A 15039-nucleotide genomic window follows, 5' to 3' on the forward strand; every position below is an offset into this window, starting at 1 on the left:
TCACTTTTCTTTCATCAGGCCGACTTTTCGGCGATATATAGCTTAGCCCGTGAAATTATAATTCCCCAGCAGTGGCTTGCTTCAACTCAAGGTTTAATGTTGGTTTAACAATGTTGCCGATTTTGGATTGATTTTTTTCTGGGCTCATACGCATAATGCCACTATCTCAAAACGGATATTCACCCTGCGTTATATCTTGATGCAAATGACTCACTTTATCGGGTGAGAACCATTGTCCTGCGATATTTGAGTAATGGACAAGATGTCCATTGATTGACATTGAATAAGGAGCCATGGATGGGCCATGATTACGCCGGCAGTATACCGCTGCTAACCCGATGGGCATTTCTTTTGCTGTCCATCTTCATCTCTGCTCCGCTGATTGCCGGCCCCTTTTCTGGGGGAACCGCACAAAGCGCGTCGGCTATTGACGCCCAGGAACAGTTTAGACAGCAGGAACGTGCGCGCGCGTTACAAAAGCAAAATGCCCCTGTTTCAGACATCCACCTTGACCGTCCCGGCATAACTCTGCCTGATTATCCTGTCGATGAACATCCCTGTTTTACTATTAATACTCTTCAATTGGATGGCGATTCCGCCAGCAATTTCCAGTGGGCGCTGGAAGCCGCCGGCGACGCCAAAGGCCGCTGCCTGGGGAGTCAGGGGATAACGCTGGTCATCAATAAAGTCCAGAATGCCATCCTGAAAAAAGGCTATGTCACCACCCGCGTGATGGCCCGGGAGCAAGATCTGACGACAGGCGTGCTGACGCTGACGCTTCAGCCCGGACGCATTGGCAGCATCCGCTTTGATGGGCCGGTTTCCTGGCGCGCCAGATTATGGAATGCCATGCCGGCGGCATCAGGCGACATTCTTAATCTGCGCGATATCGAGCAGGCGCTGGAGAACTTGAAACGGGCGCCCAGCGTTGCGGTCGATATCAAGATTATGCCCGGTGAGCAAGAGGCCACCAGCGATCTCGTCGTGAGCTGGAAAGAAGGCCGCCCGGTTCGTCTCAGTTTAGGGCTGGATGACAGCGGCGCCAAAAGCACCGGCCGTTATCTGAGATCCGCTACCCTGGCGATTGACGCGCCTTTAGCTCATAACGATCTGTTTTATATCAATATGGGCAGTGATGTGTTTCAGCGCGGGCCGTTTGGTAACCGCTCCCGTACCCTTAATTATGCAATTCCAATCGGGTACTGGGGGTTTTCCGCCAACTACAACGATTACACCTATCATCAGAATATCGCCAACGCCAACCAGCTACTGACCTACAGCGGCAAGAGCGAGAACATGCAGTTGACGGTGTCCCGGCTGCTGTTTCGCAATCAGTCGCATAAAACCACTCTCAACGTGCGTGCCCATCGTCGGCATTCCACCAATGCCGTGAACGGTCAAGATATGGATACTCAGCATCGCCGTACCGCTGCCTGGGAGCTGGGGCTTAACCAGCGCAGCTATCTCGGCAAGGCCACGCTGGATGCAAACATTAACTGGCGTCGAGGGACGGGAGCGTTTGGCGCCCGGTCGGCGCCCGAAGAGGCCACGCACCGCGGCAGCGCCCGCACGGGCTTCGCCGTGGGGGATATCAGCCTGAATTATCCATTCGCCTGTGTTGCGCAGCCCTGGCGCTATTACACCAGCCTGCGCGGTCAGTGGAGCAAGCATCCACTGACGCCGCAAGACCGCATGGCCATTGCCGGGCGTTATACCGTGCGCGGGTTTGACGGCGAGCAAATGCTAGCGGGTGAAAAAGGCCTGCTTTGGCGTAATCAACTGGCCTGGAATGTGATGTCGCGCGGTCATGAGCTTTACTGGGCTGTGGACTTTGGACGTGTCGGCGGGCCGGCTGCCCACAAGTTGGCCGGACGCCAGCTGGCGGGCGGCGCTCTAGGGCTGAGCGGCGCGTTCTGGGGGCGGTTCAGCTACGACGTGTTTGCCGGAATGCCCCTTTATAAACCGGAAGGCTTTCATACCTCAGGCGTTACCAGCGGTTTTAACCTCAACCTGCAAATTTAATGTCAACCGGCATGTTTGTCCGTGTCAGATCAACACTTTTGCTGCTTGGGCTGTATTTTCACAGGGACGGAACCCATGAACAAACATTGCTATCGTCTTATCTTTAGCCGCAGCCAGGGTGAATTACGGGTGGTGTCCGAGCTGGCGCGCGGTTGCAGCATCTGGCCCGGTCAAAGGCGCGGAACCGGCGCCTCGCGTCTTTGGGTGACGGTGCGCCGGGCCGAGTGGCTGCTGGGGCTGGCCCTGTTTGCCGGGCCGGCGCTGGCGCATGGCATTGTTGCTGATGGGCGCGTGGCGCATGAGTTGCGTCCGGAAGTGATATCCACGCGGAATGGCCTGCCGCAGGTGAATATCACAGCACCTAATCAGGCCGGGTTGTCACATAATCATTTTCAGCAGTTCGATGTTGGCCCTCAGGGCGCCATCCTTAACAATTCGGCGGAGATGATCACGACCCAGATGGCAGGGATTATTCAGGGCAATCCCAACCTTAATCCGAATGCCGCGCCGGCACGGGTCATTCTTAATGAAGTTAACAGTGACAATCCCAGCCAACTGCGGGGTTTTCTGGAAGTGGCGGGCGGCATGGCGCAGGTGATTGTGGCCAACCCGTCGGGGATTGTGTGTGACGGCTGCGGCACCATTAATGCCGGACGCATGACCCTTACCACCGGGAGGCCGCAGTTAAACGCCGACGGTAGTCTGGCAGGATACCAGGTCGAACGGGGCTTGGTACGAGTCGAGGGCGGCGGACTTAACAACGATGCGCGGCATGATACCCGGTATGTCGATATTCTGGCGCGCGCGGTGAAATTGAATGCCTCCGTCAGGGCCGAAAATGAAATCTTAGTGGTGGCGGGCCGCAACCATATCAGTGCGAACGGTCAGGCGGTGACGCCCCTGGCCTCTGACAGCACGGCACCCGAGCTGGCGATAGATATGGGACAACTGGGAGGCATGTATAGCGGTCAGATCCGCATGATAGGCACCGAAGCGGGTGTTGGCGTGCGCGGCCAGGGCGGACACCTGCGCGCGGGCGCGACCCTGGCTGTGAGCAGCGAAGGCCGCCTTAGCTGGCAATCAGGCGCGGTGGAGATGGTTACCCAGGCCGGAGGCGATATCACTCTTGCCGCCAGAGGCACTATCGAACATCACGGCAAACTCCACAGCGGAGGGCGGCTGGTGGTGCAAAGCCGCGAGGGGGTTATTCGCCAGTCGGGCACCCTGGCGGCGACGGGTGACGTCCGGCTGGACGCTGCCAGGGGCATTCAAGGCAGCGGGCATATGCTGGCGGGGAGCAATGAGAATAGTGCGCTGATACGTGGGGCGGACTTGACGTTGCATAGTCAGGACGACATTCGGGTCAGCGGAAGCCTGTTGAGCCAGAAAGATGTCAATATAACCGGGCGCCGAATAGATATCGGTCAAGGTCGCCTGGCGGCCGAACGCGCCGTCTTTGTGGCACAAGCTGGGGGAGTCGTCCTGCAGCAGGCAACGGTCGACAGCGGTCAGCTCACGATCAACACGACGGGCAATATTGATGCGCAGAAGGCCCAAGTGCGCGCCGGCCATTGGGATATTAATGCCGATAGTCTGTTTAGTCCGGGAGGCGTCTGGTCGCAGGTCGGCCCTGGCGGTAGCCGACTCATCCTAATCGGCTCACTGGATAATACCGATGGCGACATCGATGCCCGGCAACTCACCCTGGATGTGGCATCCGTTAATAACCGGCATGGCCGCCTGGCCGCGTTAGACGAGATAGCGCAGCATTGGCGGGTGCGAGGCCGGCTGAGCAACCACGAGGGCGTGGTAGGATGCCATGGCAATCTGACGCTTGAGCTAGGGGACCTGGATAACCAGGATGGCACGGTGAAAAGTCAGTCCGAGCTTAGCATCAGGGTGCAGGAAAATATCCATAGCCTGGGTGGTAAGCTGCTGGCCGGTCAGAAACTGACGCTGAATACTTTGGGAACAGTCGACAACCGGTCCGGAAGGGTGCAGGGCGGGCATCTGCAACTTAGGGCACAAGGTCTGAATAATGCGCATGGGCACTTGGTCAGCGGGGGACACCTGCATCTGAGTGCGCATCAGTCTGTGGACAATCAACACGGCCTTATCGATGCCGGTAACGCGCTTGATGTCAGTACCGATGGCGACTGGAGTAATCAGGGTGGCAAACTGGTGAGCAAAGGAGACTTGCACCTCAATGCGCATCAGTCGGTGGATAACCGAAACGGCCTTATCGAAGCGGCCGAGACGCTGGATATGCGCACCGGCGGCGGCTGGAACAACCGCGAAGGTACGGCGCTGGGCGCCGGCCAGGTCAACGTTGTGGCCAGGGATCTCGATAACGCCGCCGGCAAGGTGCGTTCGGGGGGCGGCATGATGCTCGGCACCGCCGGCAACCTCATCAATCAGGCCGGAACCCTGTCGGCAACGCAGGGGTTAAGCTGGCAGGGCGGCACGGACAGCCTGCTGGAGAACGATGCGGGCACATTGCTCAGCGGCGCGCAGATGTCACTGCGGGGCGGGCATCTGCACAACCGGCAGAAGGGAACCATACAAAGCCAGCAGGCGGTGACGTTGGACCTGGATGGCGTTTGGGATAATCAGGGCGGAGAATTGGTCAGCGAGGGACACCTGCACCTCAATGCGCATCAGTCGGTGGATAACCGAAACGGTCTTATTGAAGCGGCTGGGACTCTGGATATGCGCACCGACGGCGGCTGGAACAACCGCGAAGGTACAGCGTTAGGCGCCGGCCAGGTCAACGTTGTGGCCAGGGATCTCAATAACGCCGCCGGCAAGGTGCGTTCGGGGGGCGGCATGATGCTCAGCACCGCCGGCAACCTCATCAATCAGGCCGGAACCCTGTCGGCAACGCAGGGGTTAAGCTGGCAGGGCGGCACGGACAGCCTGCTGGAGAACGATGCGGGCACATTGCTCAGCGGCGCGCAGATGTCGCTGCGGGGCGGGCATCTGTACAACCGGCAGAAGGGAACCATACAAAGCCAGCAGGCGGTGACGTTGGACCTGGAGGGGGTTTGGGATAATCAGGGCGGAGAATTGGTCAGCGAGGGGAGCCTGCACCTCAATGCGCATCAGGCGGTGGATAACCGAAACGGGCTTATCGAAGCGGCTGGGACTCTGGATATGCGCACCGGCGGCGGCTGGGACAACCGCGAAGGTACAGCGTTAGGCGCCGGCCAGGTCAACGTTGTGGCCAGGGATCTCAATAACGCCGCCGGCAAGGTGCGTTCGGGGGGCGGCATGATGCTCAGCACCGCCGGCAACCTCATCAATCAGGCCGGAACCCTGTCGGCAACGCAGGGGTTAAGCTGGCAGGGCGGCACGGACAGCCTGCTGGAGAACGATGCGGGCACATTGCTCAGCGGCGCGCAGATGTCGCTGCGGGGCGGGCATCTGCACAACCGGCAGAAGGGAACCATACAAAGCCAGCAGGCGGTGACGTTGGATCTGGATGGCGTTTGGGATAATCAGGGCGGCAAACTGATTAGCATGGATCACGGCGCGATACGCGCCCTCAGCCTCCTTAACGCAATGGGTGATATCCAGGCGTTCGACGCACTGGATGTGCATCTCATTCGCACGCTTGATAATAGTAATGGCCTCGTCTCCAGCCAGGGCTCTCAGTCCCTGAGGGCGGAAAACATTCTCAACGCGGGGGGGGAAATGGGCAGCCAGGGCGGCTGGTCCGCAGTCACCCGGCGGTTTGACAATAGCGAGGGCAGCGTACTGAGCATGCAGGATGCGGCGCTTACCGTCACCGGCCTGGATAATCGGCAGGGCTCGCTGCAGTCGAAGGGTTCGCTGATGTTGCGAGCAGTGCAGGACATCCGCAACGAACTGGGAAAAATCAGCGCCCAGGCGCGCCTGGGTGTGCAAGGTGTCACCGACGGGGCGGCAGGGGGTAAGCTGCGTAACGCCGGCGGCCAATTGACGTCTGGTGACGCTCTCAATGTGACGGCGCAGAGCGTGGATAATCAACAAAACGGCTTAATCTATAGTCAGAAGCAGATGAGGTTGGCTTTGACCGATGCCCTGGATAACCGTCAGGGTAAACTGGTAAGCGGTGAGGGAGTACAGATTAGCGCCCGGTCGCTGCTGAATACGCAGGGAACGCTGAAAAGCAGCGGTGACCAGCAAATTTCAGCGGACCGGGTAGACAACCTGCAGGGGGGGGTATTGTGCAGTTTGGATGCGCTGACGCTTGCCGCGCGGACGCTGTCCAATCTGGGCGGTATGCTTATCAGCCGGAGCGCAGGCGTATACCGTATTGATGTGCTTAATAATCAGGAGGGAAAAATCCACAGTGACGGTACGCTGACTTTGAACGGCGATCAAATCAACAACCCGGCGGGGGATTTGGCATCGACCGGGACGCTGACGCTTGTCAGCGCGCAGCTGGATAACAGCGGCCAGGGTAAAATTACCAGCCGGGATGCGCTGGACGTGGGGGTAAACCGGCTGAACAACCGCGATGGCGGACTGCTGTTGGGTACAACACACACTGATATAACGGCCCATGAGCTGGAAAACAGCGCGGGGTGGGTACAAAGTGTCGGTACGCTGACCTTGTCGCAAATGACGCGATTGGATAACCGACAGGGGCATCTTCTGGCCAACGGTACGTTGAGTATCAATGCCACCGATCCTAACGCGCTAGTGCTGTTCAATCAGGGCGGCAACATCAAGAGCGGAGATAGAACCGTTGTCAACACACAAACTCTGAATAACCAGGGTGGAACAATATTTAGCCAGCAGGCATTAACGGCAACCGTGCAACAGGACTACACCCACCAGGTCGGCGATACGATTAATAGTAATGGTGAGACAATATTATCTGTCGGCGGCGTGCTGATTAATCTTGCCGACTGGCTACTATCCGGTGACCTAACCGTCAACAGCGCCCATTTTACCAATTTGGGCTCCCTGGTCGGGAAAACGCTGAACTTGACAACCGGCGCGTTAATCAATCAAGGCCGCATTGAAGCCGACAGTGTGACACTTATCAGCGACACCACGAATAACCGCGCGACCCTAGTTGGCGGTGACGTGAATGTGCGCAGCAGGATTATCGACAACGACGGACGCGATGTGGTGATGGCCGCCACGGAGAGTCTCAACCTTACGGCCGGCGAGCGCCTGACCAACCGGGATGGTGGCCTGATCTACAGCGCCAACACACTGCAGCTTGTTAGTGATGACAACATTGAGAATCGTGCAAGCAGAATCGAGGCCGATGGAGATGTTTTGGTCGATGCCCAGCGACTGGATAATCTGCGCGAAGGACTGGATATCGAACACGATGCGGAAAAAAGCAACTATAAATGGCGCCGTGCCAACCTCTACTGGCGTTCTTACGGCTCAAAGGTTAATCCCGATAAAAGCACTATCGCGCCCACCACCCAGCGACTGACGTTCAACGATGACGATGCGGCGGCAAACAGCCGTTACGGTACCCTGCTGGAAATAGATGCCGCCGGCAAAAAGGCGCAGCTTTATGTTAAGGATAATAAGGGGAAGATGCGCAGTGTGTGGGTGGATTACCTGGAGCTGACGCCAGGAAGCGACGGTGGCTACGACATGACGTTCTATGAGACGCGGGGTTTTCGGCAGAAAGGGGTTCCGACGCCTTACCATAATACGTTCTGGCGTGAACACGACCGCGGCCGGATTGATACGTGGGATCCTGACCGATACATCGACGTTGCCGAGGCTCCTTTTGTAACCGACTACAGCAATTTCCGTGAGCGGACGGTCACAGGTAGTTCGTCCACGGACAAGCTGGTATCAGCGGGCTCCGGCGCCCACATTCTGGCGGGCGGCAACATGGTGTTGCGCATTGCCGGTCAGTTATTCAATGACGCCAGTACGCTGAGCGCCAACCGCGACCTGTCGGTTGAGGGCGACGGCAAGCTGATCAACCAGGGGTATTCAGTAAATAGACGCGATCAGGAGTATATCGTCGATCATTATGACAAGGACACAATACATTGGTATCCAACGTTCAATCGCGACGAGACCACGGCGCTGGCCACAATTGACAGCATATTAACCGGCCACGGCAATGTCGCCATCAAAGGTACTCATATTGAGAATACCACGGTCAACCCGGCGCAAATCAGCACGGTGCAGGCAGCACAGAAAGCAGCAGAAGCCGAGCGCGCAGAATGGCAACACAATCCGCTGGCGTTCGCGGTTGATAAAGCCAAATGGAGCACGACCCATTTCCAGCTGACGCCCCGTAGCCGGCCGCTCACACAGTCAGAACTTGAGCTCATCCCGGCCGGAAGAAGGCTCGCGCCGGGAGAATGGGCTCTTACGTCGGCGCAACGAAATCTCCCGACGGCTAACCTGACGCTTACGCCGGGCAGTAGGCCGCTCACGCCAGCTGAAATTACCCTGACCCACCAGCAGCACCTTGGCAGAGTGGCGACGTCTATTCCCAATAATGGACTGTTCCGTCAGCAGCCCGACGCGGGAAGCGCCTATTTGGTGGTGACAGACCGCCGATTCACCGATCGAGGCAAATTCATCAGCAGTGATTACTTATTGCAGCGTATAGGATATGACCCCGCAAAAGTCCATAAGCGCCTGAGCGATGGCTACTATGAACAGCGTCTGGTGCGCGAGCAATTGCTGCAGTTGACCGGTCGTCCCTCCGTGCGCGGCGAAAATGCAATGGCACAATATCAGTCGTTGATGAACAACGGGAGCCGCGTGGCTTCAGACTTTCAGCTGGTACCGGGAATAGCGCTGACGCCGGCGCAAATTGCCGCGTTGCAACAGGATATCGTCTGGCTGGTGAGCGAAACGGTCGACACTGCTGAAGGGCCACAAACGGTTTGGGTGCCGAAGGTATACCTGGCCGGGAACACATTACGTTTGACGGGGGAGGGCGCATTGATTGGCGGGGGCAATCTGTCTGTGTCGACCCGAAGCCTTGACAATGCCGGCAACCTGTTTGCCGATGAGGCGCTCAAAATAGACACCAGTCACTTCCTGCAAGAGGGTGGTGAAGTCCGTGCTGATGCCATCAGCATCCATGCCGACAGCCTTAACCTGAGTACCCGTCTGCAGGATGCGCTGCGCCAGGCGACAATGACCGCGCGTGAACTCAGTCTCACCAGTGGGGATATCCTCCTGCGGGGGGCCAGACTGAAGGCGGCACAGAACCTCAGCCTGAACGCGCGCAATAATCTTGATATCACCACAGCCAAAAACAGCACGGAGGCGGATCTTAGGGTATTAACCGGAACGATAGGTAACCGGACCGGTGATTCTTTAAGAGAGGACGGAAATCGTCTGGCACAGGTCAGGGGCGAGTGGCAACAGGCCCTGGGTAGTGAGCTAAGCGCGGGTGGCAATCTCAGCCTTAAGGCGGGTCAGAATCTCTCCCTGCTAGGCAGTCAGGCCCAAGCCGGAGGCAACACACATGTACGGGCCGGCGGGGACGTGAAGCTATTGGCGGATACTACCACCAACACTACCCACCTCAGCGCGGGCAGCCGTACATCGTCGGTGAGTAACCGCCGTGAGGAGGACAGGCTGCATCTCAGCACCCTGAGTGGAGATAAGGGCTTAACTGTTCAGGCGGGAACAACCCTTTTGGCCAAAGGGGCACAAATCGACAGTACCTCCGGCAGTATTGGCCTGAGCGCGCGGCAGGTCACGATCGGGGAAGCGCGTCAGCGTGTCTCGGATCGGGATAGCGAGCGCAAACGCGATGGCAAAACGCAAAGCCGGAGGGACATGGTAACGACGAGTGATAGCGCCGTGAGCAGCACTCTCACCGCCCGTGACGAGATGATGATCGTGGCTCGTGACGGTGATATATCGGTAACGGGCAGTACGCTGCACAGCGAACAAGGGGGGCTGGTTGTGCAGGCGAGCAAGGATATTCATCTTAATAGCGCCACTGAAAGCCAGTACCAATTCTCGGATGAACGCTCGGAGAAAAAGGGATACCTGTCGAAGAGCAGCAGCCACAGGGTTAAGGAAGATCACGTCACCCGCGAAACAGGCACTCTGCTGAGCGGTAATACGGTATTGCTCTCCGCTGGCAACGACCTGACTGTGACCGGGTCGGCGGTGGTGGGCGACAATGATGTCACCCTGCAGGCGGGAAACAATATCGCCATTACTGCCGCCACTGAAACGCAATACCACTATTTACTGGAAGAGCAGAAAAAAAGCGGGTTGATGGGCAGCGGAGGCATCGGTTTTACCGTGGGCAGTAAGTCATCTCGCCACCAGGTCAAGGAAGATGGGGCCACGCAAAGCCAAAGCGTCAGCACGCTGGGCAGCAGCAAGGGCAACCTGAATCTTATGGCCGGCAACCGAATGTATATCGGCGGAGCCGATCTGGTTGCCGGACAGGACCTGACGATCACCGGCGACAGCGTGCAAATTGATCCGGGGTATGACAAACGCACCCGTAAAGAGACGTTTGAGTCAAAACAAAGCGGCCTGAGTCTGGCGCTATCGGGAACGGTGGGCGGCGCGCTTAATACCGCCGTCAGCACGGCGCAGCAGGCAAACAAAGAGAGCGACGGCCGCCTGAGGGCCCTGCAGGGCACCAAGGCAGCGCTTTCGGGTACCCAGGCGGCACTGGCGTATGGGCAAGATAACGCCCTGACGGAGGCGGCGGATGCTAAAAACGCCGCCGCCGGGCTCAAGGCAGGCGACGAAGGTGCACAGCAAGGAGCCACCAACACGGTTGGCATTAGCCTGTCCTATGGTAGCCAGTCATCCCGGAGCGAAACGCGTACGGAAAGCGCACGGTCACACGGAAGTACGCTCAATGCAGGCAAAGACCTGACGATTACGGCCACCGGAAACGGTGCGGACGGCCGGGGAAATATCAGCGTTCAGGGTAGCCAACTGAAAGCGGGCGCGGATATTGCGCTTGCCGCCACACAGGATATCACCCTGCTGTCTGCACAGAATACCGAACGCATCGACAGTAAAAACAGCAGTAAGGGCGGCAGCGTTGGCGTCGGCATCGGCGTTGGCTCCGGCGGTTACGGCGTCAGCGTATCGGCGAGCGTCAATGCCGGCAAAGGGCATGAGAAAGGCCGCAGCCTGACCCATTCGGTAACCACCCTTGATGCGGGACAATCTCTCTCCCTCACCAGCGGTCGCGATACTACCCTGAAAGGGGCGCAGGTCAGCGGAGAGATGATCAGCGCTAATGTCGGCCGCAATCTAACCCTAACCTCCGAGCAGGACAGCGATCGCTATGATAGTCAGCAGCAGAACGCCAGCGCCGGCGGCAGCTTTACCTTTGGATCGATGACCGGTTCTGCCAGCGTGAACGTCAGCCGGAATACGCTGCACAGCAACTATGACTCGGTTACGGAACAGACCGGGCTGTTTGCGGGAAAAGGCGGCTATGATATCAAGGTTAAAGATCACACCCAACTGGACGGAGCGGTTATCGCTGCCACGGCAACGCCGGACAAAAACACGCTGGACACCGGCACGCTGGGCTGGACGGACATTGATAACCAGGCCGACTATAAGTCTGAACATCAGAGCGCGGGCTTTAACAGCGGCGGACCGGTTGGCGGTAATGTGCTAAGTAACGTCAGCGCGCTGCCGCTTGCGGGCACGAACCATGAGAATCATGCTTCCGGCACGACGAAAGCGGCGGTATCGGCAGGCAGTCTGATCGTTCGGGATCAGGTGAATCAGCAACAGGATATCAGCCAGCTCAGCCGGGATCCAGACCATGCCAACGACGGCAGCATCAGCCCCACCTTTGATAAAGAAAAAGAGCAGAAACGGCTGCAAAAGACACAACTTATTAGTGATATTGGCACGCAGGCGCTTGATATCTATAATACCCATGCGAAGACGAAAGCCACCCGCGAGGCCACGGCTGTGATGTCCGATAATGCGGCCCTTTCCCAACTTAAGGCGCAGGCGAAAATGGAGCTCGATACGGTGAAGCGTGCCAACCCCGCAGTTGAGAATGGCCCGCAGGCAGTAAGGGATAAGGCCTGGCAGATGGCATACGACAATGCCCTCTCAGCACAAAGCGCCGGGATGGGCGGCAGCGTCAGGACGGGGGTCAATGCCGTGGTGGGCGCGCTGCAGGGACTGGCCGGCGGGGATATCAAGGCGGCGCTGGCGCAGGGTGCGGCGCCCTACCTGGCGGACAAGGTCAAGACTATTACCACGCAGGGCAAGCCGCATAGCGAACTGAGCGATGAGGAGAAGCGGAATAACGTGGTGGCGCATGCCATCCTGGGCGGGGTGATAGCCGAGTTGAGCGGCGCCAACGCCGTAGCGGGAGCGACCGGTGCGGCAAGCGGCGAAATGGCCGCGCCGGCGATAGCACTGGCATTATACGGCACGGCGAACAGCGATAAATTGACATCGCAACAAAAGGAGAACCTGGGCGCGCTGTCGACGCTGGCGTCGGGGATCGCGGCGGGAGTCAGCAGCGGCAGCATATCAGGTGCGACTGCGGGGGCGCAGGCTGGCAAAAACGCGGTGGAGAATAACTTCCTGAATGGTGATGAAGCCCGTGCGTTTGAGAAAGAGTGGACGGAATGCAAGGCTACGGGCGGTGACTGTGGCGCAGTTCGGGACAAATACGCAGCGATAAATGCCCGACGCAACGAAGAACTCCAGCAAATATGTACCGACAGCCCCCTCACCTGTGCGAGCTATCAAAAACAGCTGGTTGATACCGGTATCGATGCGGCCACACGCCCCACATGGATGCCAGACTGGTTCGGTGCGCCAATACGAGATGATGAGATCCGTGGCGTGGTACAGACGGAAAATGCCAAGGCGTTGGAGTATATCCATAAAAACACCGATAACTGGGACCGACTGGGATCGTTTGTGGCGGAGCCGGAAAATGTCCTAGGACTTGCCGGAACAGCGAAGTCATTCGTGGCCCCATCCGCGACCACAACAGCGAAAGCCACGGGTGCCGCCATGAGTCTGGGGGCAAATGCCGGTGTACAGGTGTTAGAGGGGAAAACAGGCGAAAAATTTGATTACACCAGTTTCTTCACGTCAGGTGTGAGTGGAACCGCCGGGGTAGGGAAATCGCTTAACTCTAATGTCAGGTTGAATGTAGGGGGAGCCTATTTTAGCAGCCATGTAACGGGCGAAAACTCGCAGGCTGCAATGATGGGGGCTGCAGGAGGAGCGGCCTTAGGCTTTGGTGTAGGAACTACTATTACCAGCTCTTGGGAAGCCAAACTTATCAAAGAGCATTTTGGTATGACAGCAAGTAAAAATGCTTTGAAATATAGTGACTCTGCTTTTGGTCCTGGTTACTTATTCAAAGAGTCAAAACTTAGCTCCATACCGGGCATATCTGGCGGGTTTGTTGGGGCGGGCACTTCAGAAGTCAGTAACTCTTTCGTACAAGGAGATATAAGGAAGGAAAAAGAATGATCAATTCTTTTCTATATTTCCTTTTCGTAGTTGCTTGTTACTCATGTGCATGTGCATGTGCTTTCGTTAGTATAGTTTGGGTGATTGCTACGCAGCCTTTATCGGTTGAGCAGGTAATGAAGTATTGCAAAATGGGCTTAGTTATTGGCGCTTTCGGGGGGGGCGCAATGTGGTTAATAATTCAAATAAATCTTAGAAAATGATGTGGAGAATAACTTCCTGAGCACTCAAGCCGCGATGCTTTAGCGGAAAAAATCATGCAGGGTGACAAAACATTACAAACCGCCAACGAGTATTTGCAATTGGAAAATGCTGATAAGCGCAGTGATGCTTTAGGTGAAATGACTGGGGCCATTGTCCAGGAATCTACTGGAAATGCTATCCAAAAAAGTGACAGTAAACAATGAAGCGGCCACTTTTGATGTTATTAACAATGATGAGTTATTGTTCAGTGGGTATTGGTTTAGCGGTACCTACTGCTCTTTGGTTAGCTTTGAAAGATACTTCTGAAATAGATTTTATTCATTATGCTATTTTTGGCGCTTGCTATGGGTTAGTAAGCGGCATTGCGATATGGCTGCTCTATCGATTCAATTTACATAAATAAGCAGTCCAAAAAATTCCGGCCAGAACGCTCTGGCTGGGATGTTACCAGTCACTACTCTCCCGAAAAATGCCCGTTCCCTCGCCTGAACACCGGCACATCACCGGTGTTGTTAGTAAGCGTAAGCCCAGCGCCGTCTGTTTTTAACCGCAGCCGTTAGTTAACCTTGGTGCCCATCTGTATCAGACGGACATCTCTCATGGAAACTCTCCAGACCAAGACGGACTGGCGTTCAGCGCCTCGCCAGTTCTACTCTCCAGAACTGAAGTTAAAGCTGGTTCAGCTTGCGCTACAACCAGGCGCATCCGTTGCCGAGAACGTGAATGACAATGTCCTGTTCAAATGGAAACGCTTGTTCGAGTGTGAAGGACGGGTTACCCGCCGTCAGCCCAAAGCCGGTCACGCCCGGCCCGCCACCACGCTTTTACCTATCCATATCACCGAAAATCCCGTGACGCCTGCGGCCCCGCAGAGATCTCAGCTGGAGCACCCCTGTTCCTGTGAAATCACATTTCCCCGGGGACGGATGATGGTGACGGCACCTTCGGCCGCGTTGCTGACCGTCCTGGTTCGTGAGCTCATGCAAGGCCCGCAATTATGCTCGGCTTACCGGCGGGCACCTGTATCTGGCTGGTCGCCGGCCAGACTGACATGCGAAAGGGCTTCCAGGGCCTGGCCGGCCAAGTCGTATCCGCCCTCCAGCAAGACCCGCTGTCCGGCCATGTCTTCGTCTTCCGGGAAAACGCGGCAACCTGACAAAGGTGTTTTAGTCGACCGGTGACGGCCTGTGCCTGCCGGCAAAACGCCTTGAGCGCGGCCGCTTGGTCTGGCCGCAATCCCGGGAGGGAAAAGTCTTCCTGACGCCAGCCCGGTTATCGATGCTGTTTAAAGAAATAAATTGGAAACAACCGGAACGCACTTCGTTTAACCTGGCGATATTGTAATAACCCGATAGCTTCCCTTAACAT

3 protein-coding genes and 2 pseudogenes are annotated in these 15039 nt (G+C 57.0%); all 5 read left to right on the forward strand.

The window, feature by feature from the left end; all coding sequences use genetic code 11:
* The first annotated feature begins 297 nt into the window (after positions 1–297).
* The 5 genes and pseudogenes from ACL2XF_RS22215 to tnpB all read left to right on the forward strand — a co-directional run bounded on the left by ACL2XF_RS22215 (position 298) and on the right by tnpB (position 15015).
* Positions 298–2022, forward strand: coding sequence for a ShlB/FhaC/HecB family hemolysin secretion/activation protein (locus ACL2XF_RS22215; RefSeq protein WP_413727545.1), 1725 nt, complete (start codon positions 298–300; stop codon positions 2020–2022).
* 75 nt (positions 2023–2097) lie between these two features.
* On the forward strand, positions 2098–13467 hold the full coding sequence (locus tag ACL2XF_RS22220; RefSeq protein WP_413727546.1) for a hemagglutinin repeat-containing protein: 11370 nt from the start codon (positions 2098–2100) through the stop codon (positions 13465–13467).
* A 257-nt stretch (positions 13468–13724) separates the two neighbouring features.
* Positions 13725–13874: a hypothetical protein gene (locus ACL2XF_RS22225; protein WP_413721630.1), complete on the forward strand. Its 150-nt coding sequence runs from the start codon at positions 13725–13727 to the stop codon at positions 13872–13874.
* A gap of 396 nt (positions 13875–14270) precedes the next feature.
* Positions 14271–14435 (forward strand): annotated as a pseudogene (locus ACL2XF_RS22230) (transposase); the annotation flags it as partial.
* 233 nt (positions 14436–14668) lie between these two features.
* A pseudogene (tnpB, locus tag ACL2XF_RS22235) lies at positions 14669–15015 on the forward strand (IS66 family insertion sequence element accessory protein TnpB).
* The last annotated feature ends 24 nt before the right edge of the window (positions 15016–15039 follow it).

The organism is Sodalis sp. RH19, from assembly GCF_047324215.1.
Classification (GTDB): Bacteria; Pseudomonadota; Gammaproteobacteria; order Enterobacterales; family Enterobacteriaceae; genus Acerihabitans.

Bases quoted from the DNA above. Each gene is read 5' to 3' on its own strand.
- ACL2XF_RS22220 (WP_413727546.1), top strand. From the start codon at position 2,098: ATGAACAAACATTGCTATCGTCTTATCTTTAGCCGCAGCCAGGGTGAA.
- ACL2XF_RS22215 (WP_413727545.1), top strand. From the start codon at position 298: ATGGGCCATGATTACGCCGGCAGTATACCGCTGCTAACCCGATGGGCA.
- ACL2XF_RS22225 (WP_413721630.1), top strand. From the start codon at position 13,725: ATGCAGGGTGACAAAACATTACAAACCGCCAACGAGTATTTGCAATTG.